Source organism: Pontiella agarivorans (assembly GCF_034531395.1).
GTDB classification, from domain to species: domain Bacteria; phylum Verrucomicrobiota; class Kiritimatiellia; order Kiritimatiellales; family Pontiellaceae; genus Pontiella; species Pontiella agarivorans.
This window is the reverse complement of the sequence record NZ_JARVCO010000002.1, coordinates 73,216-90,574: the sequence shown is the minus strand read 5'-3', so window position 1 is coordinate 90,574 and position 17,359 is coordinate 73,216. Positions and strand designations below refer to the sequence as shown.

Below are 17,359 nucleotides of genomic sequence, written 5' to 3'. Positions count from 1 at the left end.
CTAAGGGACGCCGACAGCGACACAATCTGTACTGCTATTCCTCCAAAATAGTATGCGGATATCGTACTCCCGGAATACTGGGCACCGTATTCCCCAAACCTCCTGACTGCTTTTCCAGTCCCTGGAAGGGCTCCCCGCCTTTTTCGCACGGACGGAGAATACAGATTTTTCCGGTTTTCGGCCTACGGTTGAGCAATCTGCAGCCGAAAAAACAGGTGTTCATGGGAATCGCCATCGATTTCCCGTTCGATTCGACGGTAATCGGGATCGGCTGAATCCGTACTGTTTACGGCATCCCACGAGTTGCTCCACCCCCCTGTTACCAGATCGTCCGTCCATTCGCTGATGTAAGTGATGCCGGGATTACTGCCGGTGACTTCAAGATGAGAATAGCTGACGGTGTTGTCCGGATGATAGATGACAGATGGAGCCGTACCCGTATCCGTATCGTTCGTCGGATTTCCGCCGAGGGCATATTCGTAGATATCGGATGCACCGTCATTATCGGTGTCATTGGTGGATAAACCACTCAGACCATGGTCGTGGAGATATTGTCCCCAGCCGGACGGGGTAAATGTTGAGATAACCACATGGTCTACGTACACGTCATCATTATCATTCGCCGCGTTACAGCGAATCCGAATGTTGGCATTGGATGTAAAGTTGAAGTTCTCATCATCAAGAATAAGGGAAAATGCTTCTCGCTCCCCGTTTTCGAATTCAAAATCATACAGATAGTTTTTCGCCGCGGTCCACGTTATTCCGTCGTCATCGCTGAATTCCACCAGCAGCTCATGAGATTTTCCAAACCCGGAAGACTGCATTAAAAAATCCAGTTTCAGAGCTGCGGCATGCGTCAGGTTCAGCGGATTTGAAAGGCGCATATGCGACGTCGAAGTATTATCCTGGAGATTGATGCACTTCGAATCGACCGCATGATACGTTGCCACAATATTTTCATAGAGGGTTGCATCTTCCCCTCCGGAAACCCAGTTTCCGAAACCCGATTTAAAGTCATCATCGAGCAGTTCGATCCAGGAGCCGTCTTTGCCGGAAACCGTCACATTATCAATATAGAGCTGATGAGTCGAATCAGCCCCGCCGCTGCGGAGACGCAGCTTTACATCATCCGTAAAACCGAAGGTTCCGCTGTTAACAGAAAATCTCAGTTCTTCACGTATATTGTTGTTGAAGTCGGCTCCATGAACAAAGGCTCCGGCTTCGGTCCAATTGGTTCCTCCGTCATGACTGAAATCAAGGTAAAGCGCTTCTCCTGAGGTGAATCCAAGCGATACAAGCGACAGATCGACGCGCAAATCACTGTACCCGGTTACATCCAGACGGTTGTTCAGCAGAACATGCGATGAGGCTGTATCGTCCCGCAGGTTTACGCACTGGTCAGCCCATGCATAATACGTTTCAGCAGAGAGCGGAATGTTGGTGTACATCATGGCATCAGCGCCTCCGGAAACCCAGTCGCCCCACCCGGATTCAAAGTCATTGCTCGAAACCTGGGCCCAGCTGCCGCCCCCGCCTCCGGAAACCGTAACGGAACAGGTATCAAACCAGCCCCAGTCAACGGAACGCGCCGTGATCGTGCAAGTCCCCGGACCGACACCGGTGACCACCCCGTCTTCACTGACGATCGCCACCTCCGGATCGTCTGAGATCCAATTCACCGTTTGGTCCGTTGCATTGGCCGGAGAAACGGTGGCACTGAGCGTCGCACGTGTTGCCACATACACACTCAAACCGGTCTGAGAAAGGGTCACCCCATCCACCGGAATCGCATTGCAGCCACTGTAGAGATCCGCTTTTTTAGCGAGCAGCTCTTCCCACGGTTCGCCGGACATCAGTGCCGTGGGCTGATACTCGAAACCGGATTGGGTCACATTCGTGAAGGTAATATCCGGGTCCGAGTTTCGGGCGGCCGCAATGGACGGTCCCGGATAGATTTCCTGCGCGATAGTGTCATACGGGAACGGATTGGTCGAAATGTTGTCCCTGAGCTGACAGGGAACAGCATGAAAATTCTTTGTTTTATGCTGCGCGGTTGTCGCTCCATATACCGCATGCACATTTCTGACAATCGAAGAATCCGCAAAATGTCCGGGGGTCTGACCCAGTGCAGTTTCTTCATCCGTGGCATATCCTCCGCCGCAGGTAACCGCTCTTAACGAACCAACCGCATAGATTCCATCTGCATCCACATGACCATTCTCCCGCGTATGCGGCCCCATCATAAGGGCATAGTGTCCGTTGGTGACGGAAATATCCCGGGCAAAAATCTGATCGATATTAACGGACTGCGGCGCGGCGGCAACCTCATCAGCTCCTGATTCAAGTCGAAGTATCACCCCGCCCGTTCCTGTCAGATTCGTGAACATAATGTTGTATCCCACCTGACATTGAACAAGCCCGTATCCAAAGTGACCTTGCTGATTATCGATATTTTTGACCAGACCGTTGCGGGGCCGAAAGTATTCCCCGTTGTGCGAGGCCAGATTCAGGGTGATCGAGGACAGTCTCGTATAGTTTTCTTTAATATTAGCGTCGGCCACCATGAAATTGCTGACATTCTTACAGTTAACAAATGCCGCCTTGGTCGTTGGATTAGGTGCCACTTCAGTCATATCCACAGTATACCGACCGGAAGAAGCCCGCATACTGACGTTTGATATGACCACCAGAGCTTCTTCATTTTTTCCGGACAGCCCCATACTGAACATGGTTCCGCCGGATGATGGATCCTGATAGATCAACGTGGCCTCCGGGTCCACTTCCAGATGGACATTGTTTTTAAGAAATACCCCCATAAAGTAGAAGGTTCCGCTCGGGATGATAATTTTCCCGCCCCTCGGCAACAGGGTCATGTCATCAATGGCCGCTTGCAGCGCGGCAGAATCATCGTTGCCATCGGAACCGTCGGCCCCGTAGTCCGCCACCAGATCCACCGTGTCGCTCACGAGATCGATATAATCGGTATAGAACCCGGTTCGGGGTGGAAACAACGTATTGGTTGGGCCTGAAACGGTAAGTTCTACATTATCAAGTGTACTGTTTGTAGCACTCAGGTCAGAATTATCGCCTGCGATATGAAAACGGACACCGATAAAATCATAATCGTTTATATTGGTGACGCTATCATCACTGAGATCGATAACGATCGACGCAGACACATTCGAACCTGCAATTCCATCGAAGGTATCAAAGCTGAATGTTGAAGTCCCCGAACTCGACACCCCGTCATTCAACAGATCATAAACGTTCCCTCCCCCCACAGCGGTTACCTTTTTGGTGTTGCCATTAATATTATTCATCATGACATCCGTTGCTCCGGGAACGGAGTTTGTAGTCCAGGCAACGACCTGGTATTCCAGAGAGACATTGGTGGAGGTCGCCCCCGATCCCGCCGTCCAGTCGAATGAAAGTGTCAATGTATCTCCCGAAGCATTACCTACGGAACAGACCTGACTCAATGCATCCTCAAGCAACGTCGCTGTGGGACCGACCCAGGTCATTTTCCCGGGATTTGCATCAAAATCCAGATTGCTTTTTGATTTAACCGCCCAGCCCTGGTCAACATCCTGAAAGGATATATTATTTCCCCCGGTTGCATAATCGTTCGATGACATATTCCCGTTTACGAGCAACGTTGCAAAAGACCAGTTTGCGCATAAAACACTGATCCCAATACCGATAATTTTAATATTCACAGCCTCAACCTCTTTTATTTTATAACTTAAAAAGAAGGTTTGCCACGAATGACTCAAGGTCACTTGGTGTCCATAGTCTGCATCCTCGAAACGGGATCGCACGTGTGGTTATCCATCCCGTAAGCCTTCTTTTAACAGCTACATTTAAACAGGGTCCGCGCGATATTAGCAAAACATACAACCTGTAGTCCCGGCGGCGCAGAAACTACAATATATTATAGTGCACCCCCGGCGAATCCGCGGTTCAGCGGCTGCTGACACTCCGCCTCCCCTTGCAGCCTCAGTAAAAAAAAACAGATTGAAACAGAGACTTCGCGGTATTCGCAAAGTATGAAAAATGTTGTCCCCGCACTGCGGCAACCACAGAACATTTCAGTCGCACCTTTTCATGGCCTCCCGGTCATTTGAAGCCAATTGACCTCTGCATAATCCGGCCGGTCGTTAAAAACCGGCTGCAGCCTGTAATCCTGTCCATAGAGGGGTATTTTTCCTGAAGACGGCTTGTCGGATCAGGATTCATGAAAACAGTTTTTCACGATCCAATTCCCGCGTTTCACCCACCCGATCTCAGAAAAACTACAGCCGCAACCCGACGTTTTTGGTTTTCCCGCCTTCGTTCAACTCCAGCATCAGTTCCCCGTTTCCGGCAGCGGAAACATCCAACCGCCGAACCGACACTTCCGGTTCCTCATTTTCGTATGGAACAACAAGGGTAACCAAACGAACCGACCGATCGTCTTCCTTCTTCAAACGATAACAAAAAGCCGGCCGTTTCTCTTTTCGAGCATAAACAAAGGAAACCTGCCCCTCCTCTTCTGCAAGCACCAAACCTTTCTGCGGATGCGCTTTCACCAGAACGTTCCAGCCATCCTTGAAATCGGAGTTCACCGACAAACCGGCCGTATCGAACACCGCACCGCCCGGAGCCAGCTGAAAATGAATTTCAACGTTTCCGGTTGCCGGGCCGATCGCCTCATCGACAATCACAAAATAGCGTTTATCGACAAAGATGACCGCCCGCCGATGCGTCAGGTTCGGATAGCTTTTGTTTTCCACCACCAGAATGTCCTGCCCCTCACCCGGCTCCCATTTCAGCAGTTTCGGCGCATAGTCAATATTCTGCCCATTCAGCGTCAGTGTCTGATGCACCTTTGTCTGGCGGAACCAGGCGCGTCCCTCTTTATCTGAATTATACATGTAACTGCCGGAGTCCGGCATCAGAGTGCGCCCTCCGGCCGCCAGTGTAAACGTGCCGTTATCACGCTGACAATGACTCCCGCCATCGGGACCGCACTTTAAAACCAGGCCCAACGCATCAGAATCCCAGCCGCTGCGCATGGAATAGAGCCCGCTGTCCGGCAGAGCAAAAGCCGTTTTGTCCGGCGCACGCCCCTCTTTACCGGCTGTGGCCATATACAGGAAATCAGCCCGCCCGAACATTTGGGACCACTCCTTAAACCGTCCGGCATACTGCCCCGGCGTTCCGGCCCATGCATCACCAAACTGCGCATTCGTTCCATCCGGCAGACAGAGCTTCATCGGCACTTCGCACATCCGCTCAATCCGGTTCATATAGGATGTCGAAAACTCGTCTTCCAAACCGTTCCGTTTCGCCAGACGCCACGTGCGGAAAAACCAGTTGATGCTCCCGACGTGATAGCCCATTGCCAACTCCCGCTGATGTCCGTCCGGATAAACCTGCCCTTCAATTTCCTGATTAAAACGGCGAATGGCTTCCGCACGCCACTGCTCTGCCCGCTTGAATTCCGGAAAAAGGATTGCGATAAAAGCCAATCCTTCCGCCTCCATCAGCGCCCAGTTGCTGCCCGCCCGGTATTTCTTCATCAGAAAATCGGCATGGTCATGCAAGCTGCTTAAAAAGCAGACCAGGGTTTCTTCATCAAAATGCGGTGATTGAATAAACTGAAAATAAAGCGAACTCCAGCTCTGTCCGCGTTTGCCCGCTTCGATCGATCTCCAGGCATAGGCATGCTCCTCGTCACGCGGATTATTATTGACCCAGTGCACCAGCTGCCGGGTCCACTCATCAGCATATTTCTCATCCCGGGTCGCCGCATATACCCTGCCCATCGCGTTCCAGAAATACATCCGGTTCAATTGCCAGACCCACTCATTGTCAGGAACCGGTCTGGAAGCCCAGTTAATGTCATCCCCGCAGAAATAGGAATCATAAGCGGGTTGCCCCACGAAAATATGCTTCAGTGCGTCATTCGCATAATTCAGATCTTTATCCGAAAGCATATCCGTACTCCATTCCGTCGAAACGGGCGGAGTAACCGAAGTCCGGTTTTTATAATAATTCAAGAGGCGGACCGCCTGCTCAGTCGGATCTTCAACCGACTCGACTTCCGGTATATTCAACCTCGGCAACAGCCACTGTAACTTTTCAGACACCTCGTCTGCGGCCGGCGCCATGACACTTGCCCCCAGCATCAGCCCACATATGACACTCTGCCCTCTCATACCCTCTGGTCCCTTGCTCCGGCCCTTCCATTCAGCACAAAACGTTCAGCATAAAATCTGAAATACGTGTGGCACAGAGAATCCATACCACACGGTTCTGATTTTCCCTGCACTTCAGTTTATTTGCCCAACAGCTTCCCTAATGCATCAGCAGTAATTGCAGTTTCCGGCTTAAATGCATCCGACCCCGTATAGTCCAGTAACGATTGATAAAGAGCATGCCCTTCCGCCGTATCCTGAATCGCCGGCAGGTCGATGGCGCTAACCAGCACGCGGCCCTGGCCCACCTTGAACTCAAATAAAGTGCCCAATTTGTGCGAGCGCCACATATTGTCGATGCTCTGGACCAGCGGACGATAGCCCTTCGGCGCATCGTCCAGAATGATCGGGCGCGAATTTTTGACCGGAGCCCACCACTGCCAGTTGCTATGGAACTCCGTCGGGAATCCGGTCAGGGCCGGATGATCTTCATCAATCAACAGACCCAGCGTGCCGGCCGAAGGTTCCACGCCCCGGTTCAGAGCAATTTTACGAAACATGGTAAACGACCAGAATTCGGTCATAAAAAGCCCGCCGACACTGTTTTCCTTGATGGCTTCATGTTCAGGAATCAACAACACCCGCCCACCGTTTTCCAAGGTCCGGAACGTTGCTTCATCCAGCTTGCGGGACACGGTTACATCCGCCGGAATATTCAGCTTTCCAGGCCGGGGATAGATCCAGAGCGGATATGATTTCACCATGCCGTTCAGCTCCAACTCGACGCTCGTACGCACCGCTTTTTCAACAAACGGCAGCTTAAGATCAATTTGACCGGCAGAGGTAATTCCCCCCTGTGCGGCCTGAACCTCAAACGATCCTTTTCCAAAGTTTGGAACCCTCCATTTAAGAATACCATTCACATCCGCCGGCCCATAGTTGGCCACCTTCAAATCGGCCGTAAAGGTTTCGCCCGCGGTCAGAGTGAACATATCAAATCCGGCCAGCAGGGTGACGGGTGCGGAAAATTCGCGCCATTTTTCAGGCGTAATTGTTCCCTTCGATTCCATGAATGCATTCAGCGGCCCAACCAGCGCAGTCCCCTGCCCCGGAAAGTCCTGAAGATCCAGCAACTGGAATCCGCCAAAGCCCGGCGTACGGATGCCGGATTCCATATCCTCGCAATACAATATCGATGCCCAGATTCCGGCCGCCTTGAAGAACTCCGGCCATTGGTCATACATGCCCTTTTCTTTCAGCAGCTTCTGCCCCAGTTCGAGGTTCCACGGCTTGGTTACGCCCGTATACTTTTCAAGCTCGTTGTAATCCGGATAGTAGCTGTACTGTCCGGTTTCGTGCCCGATCACCGGAACGTCGGTATTTTCCAGCGCTTTGGAAAAATTAACGCGGGTGGACGGACGAAAATGGTTGATCGGGCCGAAATCGAACTGATCCGCAGCCGAATAGGACGTGCGGGTAATGTTGTCATATTCCTTCCACGTTTTGGTCGAAGTGCGAACGGTGGTCCAATAATCATCCGTTGCACCTTTTTTCGGATCGCGGAAATTATTGTTGGAACCCTGCGTATAAAGACGCCGATCATCATCAGCCTTGCGATAACCGTCCACCAGCCGCTGCATGACCGTGACATTGCCTTTTAATTCGTTCCCGATCCCCAGCATCACAAACGATGCATGATCACCATACTGATCCAGAATACGCCGGCCTTCCTCATGAAAAAAAGCTTCGGCCTCGGTGACCATATCCGGCGAAAACCTGCGCCCTTTTCCGGTTTTTTCAGAACCGAAAGCCACAGCATTTACATCGGTGATTTTAAGATTCCGTTCCTGTTCCCACAGAACCCCCCAACAAGGCAGTTCCGGTTGCATATAAATGCCAACAAGATCCGCCGCCGCCAACGCCGCCTCGGGCGGGCACCACGTGTGAAAGCGGTAGTGGTTGATGCCATAGGATTTTGCAATCTTCAGCACCCGCACCCATTCTTCCACCTCCATCGGAGCATAACCGGTCAGCGGAAATACGCAGGCATCGTGCTTGCCGCGCAGGAAGGTGGTTTTTCCGTTAATGACAAACTGGGAGCCGTTTTGCGTAAAATCGCGCATACCGAACGTACGGCCCAGTTTCTGCTGTTGCCCATCAACCAGCTTTAGAGTAATGATCGCGCGGTAGAGCGCCGGATCAAATTCATCCCAGAGCAGCATACCCTCGCCCATTTTAACCACAGCCTTCACGGTGGTTGTTTCCGTATTGAATTCAAACGGAACCGTAACACTTGGCGGAACATCCTTTTGCGCACTGTTAAAACTTTCGGTGGCAATATGAATTTCCCCACGCTGTTTTCCATTGCGTTTATTTTTCAGCAGCAGCTCCATCGTAGCCTGCCGGGTTCCAATGTCTGGAAACACGCGCACCCGCTCAATCCAAACCTTCGGCGTTGCTTCCAATTGCAGTTTACCGAGCATCCCGTTCCAGTTGGTCTGAGTGTCTTCAACATTCATATGAGAGCGGCCGTTCGGAGAACCATCCATGACATTATCAACAGCAACAACCAGCTCATGCTTCCCCGGAGAAACATCCCCGAGGTCAATCACATGTGCAGTGCTCAGTGAAGGATCAATGCCCAACAACGTTCCATCCAGCCAAACCGCCGTTTTACGCGTGCGCTCCAGACGCAGAACGATCCGCCGATTTTTCCAATCCCTGGGAATGTGAATCAGTCGCTTATACCACGCCGTTCCCTCAAACATAAATTCCCGCGACAAATGGTTCTGTTCATCGCGGTTCGTATTTCGGATCCCCTTTTTATTCTCAGTCAGGGTTCCCGGCAATTTTACGGAATCATTAAAATCCAGCACCGTATAAGCCGGCTGATTCCCCAGCGCCTCATCCGGGGCAAGCGTCAGCTCCCACTTGCCGTTCAACGAAACCGTCTCCCCGCTGTAACGGCTCAACACATCCGGTTGTGCTGCTGCACTGCCGCTCATAACGATCAGCAGCAAGCCCGCCACACGCAGCCATTTCATATTCATATTTTTCATTTAACGTTCTCTCGATTTCTAAAATTCATACCTTACGGAGCAATCGGGCGCAGCTCATGGCCATCGGCATCCACCGGATACAAAGCCCCCTCGGCATCCAGCTGGGCCACCATGGCTTTAAACATCATCTGCAGCTTTTCCGGATTCTGATTCGCCAGATTCCTGGATTCACTCAAATCCTGCTTCAGATTAAACAATTCATAATGACCCGATTGCTTATTCATTTCCGGGAAATAGTGATAAACCAGTTTCCAATCGCCATTGCGGTAGCTGGTGAAATATTTACTCCGGTGGTCATGCGGGAAATGCATCAGAAACGTATCCGGATGCTTCGGATCGGACGAACCGCTCAGCAGACGTTTCAGACCATAGCCGTCGATCTCATGACCTTCTGGATTTTCAGCTCCGGCCACATCCAGAATCGTCGGATACAAATCCATTACCGTACCGAACTGCGTCTGAACGAAACCTTGAACAATGGGAAGTTTTTGCTGATTCCCATTCCCGGCATTCGGCTTGGCCCATGCCGCAATAAACGGAACCCGGATTCCTCCTTCATAACGCGTAGCTTTTTTTCCTCTAAGGGGCGCCGAACAGGCAATCGCATGGTCCTCGCCCAGCGGCGCATCCGTTCCATTGTCCCCCAGAAAAATAACCAGCGTATCTTCAGCCACTCCAAGCGTAACCAGTTCGTCCAGAATATCATTCAGAGACTTATCCATCCCCTCCACCAGTGCCGCAAATTTCCTGGCCCGCTCCGGCTTATCGGAATCCGCATAGTTATCAATAAAGCGCGGGTCCGCATCGAAGGGAGAGTGAAGAGCATAATGGGCCATATAGAGGAAAAACGGTTTCTCCGCCTCAACGGATTGCTTGATCTGTTTCTTCGCCTCCAGGGTTAGCGCCTCAGTCAGAAAAATGCCGCTGTCATAATATGCTTCCAAATGCGGTACCGCCCGAATCGTGCGCACCTTCTTACCCTTTTTGGTCATATTTTTATATTTCGGATGATTTCCGTAGTGATTTTCAGACAGGTAGCTTTCAGGACGGCCCCACGCCGCACCGCCGATATTCACATCAAAACCGAGATTCTTCGGTTCTGCGCCCTCGGAGTCTTTCGGCCCAAAATGGGCTTTCCCGATATGAATCGTCCGATACCCGGCCTCTTTGAGCACCCCGGGCAGCGTTACATCGCCGGCTTCCAGTCCGCGCCAGTTCCAGGCGATCGGCCCGAATGCGCCTCGATTATTTGATCCCGGATTGATCCAGGTGGTCGTTGCATGCCGCGTCGCGTTCTGACCGGTCATGATACTTGCACGGGTCGGCGAGCAGACACTTTGCGCATAAAAAATTGAAAAGCGCGTTCCCTGAGCCGCCAGACGCTCCATCGCGGGCGTGCGATACCATTCATTCAATGGGGCCACCACCGGTGTACCCTTTTCATCCATCAGAAAAGGAACCGACGTATCCATCATTCCCATATCATCGACGAGAAAAACAACCACATTCGGTTTTTCCGCCTTCTTGTTCACAACGGCGGGCTTCTTCTCCGCGAAACTGCTTGCGGCACAACATACCGCAAGCCCCGCCAGCGCCCCCGATTTTATCAGCATTCTTTTCATAAATGTATATTCCCCGATTACATCGACAGATATTGATTCGACTTACGGCCGCGGCGCTTGACCTTTTTTATTACGTTAGGACGTTTCATGATCTCCGTCGGAGCACGGAATACCCAGGGCATCCAGATTTCCCGCGCCGCTTCCCACTCCTCCAACGTGCGGGTCGGGTACCAGGCCGGCCAGCCGGAAACATTGAAATCATACTTCACTTCATTTGCTGCCACCCATTCATCCACGGTCGGCAACGGGCAGCTTTCCGGGAATACCCCTTCTGCTCGAAACTCCTCGGTCACGCCCTGATCATTGACCCTCTCGCGCCAGGCCTTCAGTTCAGCAAGCAGTTCTTTTTTCACCGAAGCATAGGCCGGATCATCGGCCCGGTTGTGCAATTCATAGGGATCTTTCTCCAGATCAAACAACTCAAACTCCGGCTTGGTGGCGGCAAAAAACTGTTCCTGTTCGGGTGTCAGTTTGCCCTTCAGGTGCAGCACACTCATCTCGGCCAGCGGCGGATAAGCCTCTTCTTTGTACCGGTTGAACTGCAGATAGGGGCGCTCCGGCATCAGATTGTGAATCAGCTTATATTTCCGGGACCGAATCGCACGCATTGCATCATGGGTTTCGTCCATTTTATCGCGGGCGGCAAAGACATATTTCCGTTCCCGAACATCCTGGCTGAACAGGCTTTTCCCGTGCAGTGGAACCGGCGGCGTAATTCCCGCAGCTTCAAGAAGTGTTGCACAGATGTCGATCGACATCACCATATCATCATTCACCTGACCCGGCTCTACATGCCCCGGCCAGCTCATAATCATTGGAATCCGTATACCGCCGTCATAAAGAAACTGTTTACCGCGAATATGGCACCGGCCGTGATCGCCGATAAAGAATACGATCGTATTGTCCGAAAGCCCTTCTTTATCCAATCGTCCCAGAATCTGCCCGACTTCACGATCCACCAGCTGCATCTGCTCCAGCCCGTTGGCCCAGTCGCGACGGATGAACGGCGTGTCCGCATAATATGGTGGAATTTCAACCTCATCGATACTGATCGGACGAACCGGATCGCGCTTCCAGGATCGATGCGTCCCCCCGAAGGTGATCCGCGCAAAGAACGGCTGCCCCGGTTTGCGTTCCGACCAGTCCTCGCCCATAAACAGCTCATTTCGCTTGTTCGGAGTAAAGTTACAATCCGTTTTCCAGCTCAACAGCGCCGTATAATATCCCGCCTCTTCAAACAACTTCGGAATCGGCTTAATGCCATACGGAAGCGGTTGCTTATTGTGCTCACGATGCTGATTGGCCCCGATATAGTTCTGGTAAAAACCGGTCATCATCGCCGAACGCGAAGTGGAACAAACCGGTGATGTCGTGAACGCCCGGGTATAGCGAATCCCTTTGGATGCCAGACTGTCGACATACGGCGTGTGAATTCCCTTTGTGCCGTAGCACGACAGGTCAGGCGACCAGTCCTCAATCGTGATCCACAGAATATTCGGCCGCCCATCGTTTTGCACCCGATTATTTTTGGCGCCCATGGTCGTCATACAACTCGAGGCCACCGCCACACCGGCAATCAACTTCATCATTCCATATTTCATCATTACTCCGTTTCTTCCAAAATTTTCAGTCAGAATTCTAGTACGTCAGATCAATAAACCGCATGGATCCCGCCGGCACGCTCAGGCTCACCCGATCACCTTCAGCGGAAAAGGTTTCAGCCGTCAGAATATCAGTCACATTAACCGGCTGCCTGTGCTGAAAACGAATTTCAACCTGACGTTCCTGCGGATCCAGATAGCCGGGATCAATCAGGATTAATCGCACATGCGTTTGATCCAGCCGAATCGCACTCCAGGCCGCCCCCTTCACCACCACCGGCATCCGGCCCGCACCGGCCTGTGCCGATCTAAGCATCGCGGGTCCAAACTGGGCTGCCGGTATTTTCTGTCCATCCACAAAGCCGCTCTGGGAGTCACTGACCACATAAGGCGTACCCGTTTGTTTCAGCTGCTTTCCATATTCAACCGGCGCAATGGGAATCATGCCGTACGGCAACTCCGGCATAAAGTTCAACCAGCGGTAGTCCACCCCCAGCACCTTCGAAAAATCGTATTCCGGCACACTCGCACCGCCCCAGTGCACTTCAGAGCAGGAAATAACGCGTTCATAGTCCGATTCCAGGTATTGGCTGATGTCATGACCGAGCCCATGCGCCCGCTCTTCAATTTCGTACGGGATCTCATCCATCAGATGCCAGGAACCGATCGACAGCAGGTCATCCGCCTCCGCCAGCGGCAGAACACCGGATCCCATTAAGCCCATTAACAGCTCCAGCCCCGGACCGTCATGTCCTTTAAAATTCCACAGCACACCATAACGGGCGCCATACGCCGCCCTCATCACTCCGCTGCGTAGAAAGGGTGAAATGGTCTTCTGCCGCCCCGGAGCCAGCGGACGCCAACCGGTCGGATTATCATCAATCAAGCGCATCGCAAAGTCATTGACATAACCACCGGCAAACATGCCCACACGCCCGGAAAGATTGAGTTCCTGTGTTGTCGAATTAGTGTCCTCCGTTGCCGGAGCAAGAACATCCGCATATTTTCCGGACAGGAACAGATCGCACCATGGATGCATGTGCACCGTAGTGGCCCAAAAGGTCTGCTTATAGCGGAAAAAAAGTTTAGCACGTCCTTGTTTTCGGCAGGCGGCAGCCAGTCGCGGCATATATTGATCAATAAAATAATGGATGCGCGGATCTTTCGTATTCGCCATTTCAGCATAGATGAAGCCATAACAGGTGGACGGAGCCGCTTCCAGAACCGCTTCAAGCGTATCAATACTGACATAAAACGGATCACTTCCATGCCCGGCCCAAACCGTAAACGGCATGCCCTCGCTTTCAAATTCCCGGGCCTGCCGAACCAGATCCTCCTGCGTGTCTGAATATTTCTTACGTTTATCACGCTTATTGCCAAACTCCGCTCCGACGGCTTCAACAATCGGCACACGGTTATAATCTTCCCCCCAGGATTGCTGTTTCACCATCACGACTTCATTAAACTTCAACTTGGCGATATCATCCGGTATTTCACCGTTGTATCCCATGACCCACGGTTTATCGGCCGGTTTCTGGTAGGCCGGCGGAACAAAAGAAACCACCTGTTTGTATAATGTTTCAAGATTCCGGTTCACCTCCGCAATACGGCCCTGCGGCTGCACATGGTCTTTCCACCAGTCGTCTTTTTGCAGGTCAAACTCATAGACCCCATTATCCCCGGCAACGGATCCAATACCAAACAGACGATTCACTGCAGGATGATAAACAAAATCCGACATCGGGAAACGGGCCGATATATCGCCGCTCCAGTCCTTCAGATTTCCTTCATCATCCAGCAAATAAAAAGTACGGCCGAACTGCATCAGAATTTCATCACGTGCCGGCGCCACGGAAATACCGCTGGTGTGCGCATACCGCTGTTTGGAACGCCGCAATTCCTTGTCCTTTGCCTTGCTCGTGTCATACCCGGCAATCTCTTCGAAATCTCCGTTCACGACGCACATCGTCGGGCTTTCATTGATGAAGACCATCAGGTCGTCGCGGCCATCGCGATCCAGATCCGTCACCCGCAGATCCGTAATAATCCCGCTCAGGCGCTTCGTCCGTTTTCTGGGCGAAAGGCTCGCAACCTCCTTTGCTAAATGGTCCGGGTCATGAAAGCCGAACGAGATCCAGCCGGACTTATCGTGCTTCATGCTCATCACAAACAACAGCGGCTCGCCATCCTTTTTGAAGTCGCCCACTTCCAGCTTGCGGATCGCGCCGGGAAACTCGTGGGAATCGATCAGCTTGCCGTTACGGTCCAGCGCATAAACCATCCGGTCATTGCCGCCGGCAAAAATTGTCAGATCCGTTCCGCGCTTCAACACCGCCACTTCGTTAAAACGAATCTTACGATCCCCACGAAACCGCCAGCGCAACGTCCCGTTCGCATTCCAGCACGTGATTGATCCGTCACCGCTGGCCGAAAGCAGATCATCGCGCCCGTCGTTATCCACATCCACTGCAGCCAGTTCAAACAGAACTGCAGGCGATTGCGAAGGATTACGCCAAAGCTTTTTCCCCTCCAGCGTATAACACGACACCGCACCATCCAGTTCGCCGCAAAACAAAACCGGTGTTGATTTAATAATGCCCGGAACAGCACTGCGCAACGCATTGCCTCCGGTTATAAAAGAGGCTGCATCCCCATCTCCTGCTAAAACAGCAAGGGTAAACAATATGACTGTAAGTCGTAATTTCATCTCATTCTCCATCTCATTACGCGGCCTCGGCCCCGTTACACAACATTTTCAATGATCCGTATTTTCAATATGAATACGTCAAATCAATAAACCGCATGGATCCCGCAGGCACGCTTAAACCCAGCCGTCCCCCTTCAGCCGAAAAGGTTTCCTTCGTCAGAATATCGGTCACATTAACCGGCTGCCTGTGCTGAAAACGAATTTCAACCTGACGTTCCTGCGGATCAAGATAGCCGGGATCAATTAGGATTAATCGCACATGTTTTTTATCCAACCGAATCGCACTCCAGGCCGCCCCCTTCACCACCACCGGCATCTGATTTGCACCCGCCTGCACCGTCTTCAGCATCGTGGATGAAAACTGCACTGCAGGCGATTGCGAAGGATTACGCCAAAGCTTTTTCCCCTCCAGCGTATAACACGACACCGCACCATCCAGTTCGCCGCAAAACAGAACCGGCGTTGATTTAATCATTCCTGGAACTGCTTTACGCAGTGCATTTCCATCCGTAACGAAGCTGGCGGCTTTCGAACCGCCCGCAAGTACCGCCCCCAAAAGCAGGATTACTGCAGTTTGTATTTTCATTCTATGCCCTGTTTCCGCGATCATACCGGCCGCATAATTCAAAAATTATTTTTTCGTTCGAAGTCCGTTGCTCTCAATTAACATCTCTAATTGTTCCGCCATGGCATCGGCTTTTTCCGGATATGCGGCCACGAGGTTGTTCTGCTCTGACGGATCAAGGCGCACGTTATACAGCTCGCGTTCTTTAATCCGGCCTCTCGGATGCTCAGACGGGCGAACAAATTTCCAATCGCCCGATCGCAAAGCCAGCGTCGTATGCTGCGCCTCTTCGATCATATAGGGCAATCCCGCCGAATCTTTCCCAAGAAATGTCTTCAGTATATTACGGCTATCACGCGCTTCGCCGTCCGGCAGTTCAATATCCAGCAAATCGGCAAACGACGCCATAAAATCGACCTGGTTCACCAAGGCATCGGACACCCCCGGCTCAATGCGGCCCGGCCACTTAATAATAAGCGGAACCCGGGTTCCTCCTTCATAAATCTGGTATTTTCCCGCGCGCCAAACCCCCGATGCATCATGCCCCTGATCCACCTCTTCGTCAGATTGCTTCACCACGGTTCCATCCAAATAACCGTCATCATAAACCGGCCCGTTGTCGCTGGAAAAAATCACGATGGTATTCTCCGTCAACCCATGCTTTTCCAGCAGCTCTATAATGGCGCCGGTCGTCCAGTCGAACTGCACCATGGCATCGCCGCGCGGACCCAGCGCGGTTTTTCCGACAAAGCGCTCATGCGGAGCACGCGGCACATGAACATCGACTGCCGCAAAAAAGAGGAAGAACGGACGGTCCTTATGCGTTTCAATAAACTCGACGGTCTGCTCCAGAAAATCATCCGCCATGTCTTCATCCCGAAACAAAGCCGATTTCCCTCCGCACATATAGCGCAGGCGCGGAATGCCGTTAATGATGGTGTGCGTATGCTGATGGTTGCTTGCCTTCATGTTTGTTATCGCTTCCGGATTGGTTTTGGCATCCGGATACTGCGTGCTGCCGGTATAAGCGCGAATATCTTTAATTTTACCGGAGACATAAAGCGGATCAGCGGGATCCAGATTCTGCACGCGATGATTTTTCAGATAAACCGACGGAACACGGTCATTCGTGATCGGCACCAGAAAGGATGAATCAAACCCGATTTCCAGCGGCCCCGGTTTCACCGCCCCGTTCCAATCGATCGGCGTCACCCCATCGCCGAGCCCCAGATGCCATTTACCAATCACGCCGGTTGCATAACCCGCCTGACGGAACATCTTCGGCAACGTCAGCACATCCGTCGGCACAATCATACCGGCGGTCGGACCCAATATAGAAACCCCTTTGCGAAAGGCATGTTCGCCGGTCAGCATAGAATAGCGCGACGGTGAACAGGTCGCCGCAGAACTATGCCCGTCCGTAAAACGCAACCCCTCCGCAGCCAACCGGTCGATATTCGGTGTCGGGATCAGTTTCGAGCCATACACCCCAACATCGCCGTAGCCGACATCATCCCCATAAATGATCACCACATTGGGACGCTCGGCCGCCATCAGCGTATGTGTTACACAAGCTAACCCCAGCAGCATTATTTTTTTATAAGTCATCATATCTCTCTCCTTAAA

General features: G+C 52.0%; 8 protein-coding genes. All 8 read right to left on the bottom strand.

Annotated elements, in window-relative coordinates; all coding sequences use genetic code 11:
- Positions 1-182: 182 nt before the first annotated feature.
- Positions 183-3,716, bottom strand: a complete 3,534-nt coding sequence (locus P9H32_RS00310) for an Ig-like domain-containing protein (RefSeq protein ID WP_322606859.1) — start codon at positions 3,714-3,716, stop codon at positions 183-185.
- Positions 3,717-4,292: 576 nt separating this feature from the next.
- Positions 4,293-6,200: an alginate lyase family protein gene (locus P9H32_RS00305; protein ID WP_322606858.1), complete on the bottom strand. Its 1,908-nt coding sequence runs from the start codon at positions 6,198-6,200 to the stop codon at positions 4,293-4,295.
- A gap of 119 nt (positions 6,201-6,319) precedes the next feature.
- Positions 6,320-9,229, bottom strand: coding sequence for a DUF8487 domain-containing protein (locus tag P9H32_RS00300; RefSeq protein ID WP_322606857.1), 2,910 nt, complete (start codon positions 9,227-9,229; stop codon positions 6,320-6,322).
- 41 nt (positions 9,230-9,270) lie between these two features.
- A complete protein-coding gene (locus P9H32_RS00295; RefSeq protein WP_322606856.1) occupies positions 9,271-10,860 on the bottom strand; it encodes a sulfatase in 1,590 nt (529 codons plus the stop codon).
- Between the two features lie 17 nt (positions 10,861-10,877).
- Positions 10,878-12,407: a sulfatase family protein gene (locus P9H32_RS00290; RefSeq protein WP_348534448.1), complete on the bottom strand. Its 1,530-nt coding sequence runs from the start codon at positions 12,405-12,407 to the stop codon at positions 10,878-10,880.
- Positions 12,408-12,498: 91 nt separating this feature from the next.
- A complete protein-coding gene (locus P9H32_RS00285) occupies positions 12,499-15,168 on the bottom strand; it encodes a hypothetical protein (RefSeq protein WP_322606854.1) in 2,670 nt (889 codons plus the stop codon).
- 64 nt (positions 15,169-15,232) lie between these two features.
- Complete coding sequence (locus P9H32_RS00280) at positions 15,233-15,754, bottom strand: hypothetical protein (protein WP_322606853.1); 522 nt, start codon at positions 15,752-15,754, stop codon at positions 15,233-15,235.
- 45 nt (positions 15,755-15,799) lie between these two features.
- Positions 15,800-17,344, bottom strand: a complete 1,545-nt coding sequence (locus tag P9H32_RS00275) for a sulfatase family protein (protein WP_322606852.1) — start codon at positions 17,342-17,344, stop codon at positions 15,800-15,802.
- Positions 17,345-17,359: the final 15 nt, after the last annotated feature.

What these genes read in the sequence shown, in the direction of transcription:
- P9H32_RS00305 (WP_322606858.1), bottom strand. Translation starts at nt 6,200, where the DNA reads ATGAGAGGGCAGAGTGTCATATGTGGGCTGATGCTGGGGGCAAGTGTC.
- P9H32_RS00300 (WP_322606857.1), bottom strand. Translation starts at nt 9,229, where the DNA reads ATGAATATGAAATGGCTGCGTGTGGCGGGCTTGCTGCTGATCGTTATG.
- P9H32_RS00295 (WP_322606856.1), bottom strand. Translation starts at nt 10,860, where the DNA reads ATGAAAAGAATGCTGATAAAATCGGGGGCGCTGGCGGGGCTTGCGGTA.
- P9H32_RS00290 (WP_348534448.1), bottom strand. Translation starts at nt 12,407, where the DNA reads ATGACGACCATGGGCGCCAAAAATAATCGGGTGCAAAACGATGGGCGG.
- P9H32_RS00285 (WP_322606854.1), bottom strand. Translation starts at nt 15,168, where the DNA reads ATGAAATTACGACTTACAGTCATATTGTTTACCCTTGCTGTTTTAGCA.
- P9H32_RS00280 (WP_322606853.1), bottom strand. Translation starts at nt 15,754, where the DNA reads ATGAAAATACAAACTGCAGTAATCCTGCTTTTGGGGGCGGTACTTGCG.
- P9H32_RS00275 (WP_322606852.1), bottom strand. Translation starts at nt 17,344, where the DNA reads ATGATGACTTATAAAAAAATAATGCTGCTGGGGTTAGCTTGTGTAACA.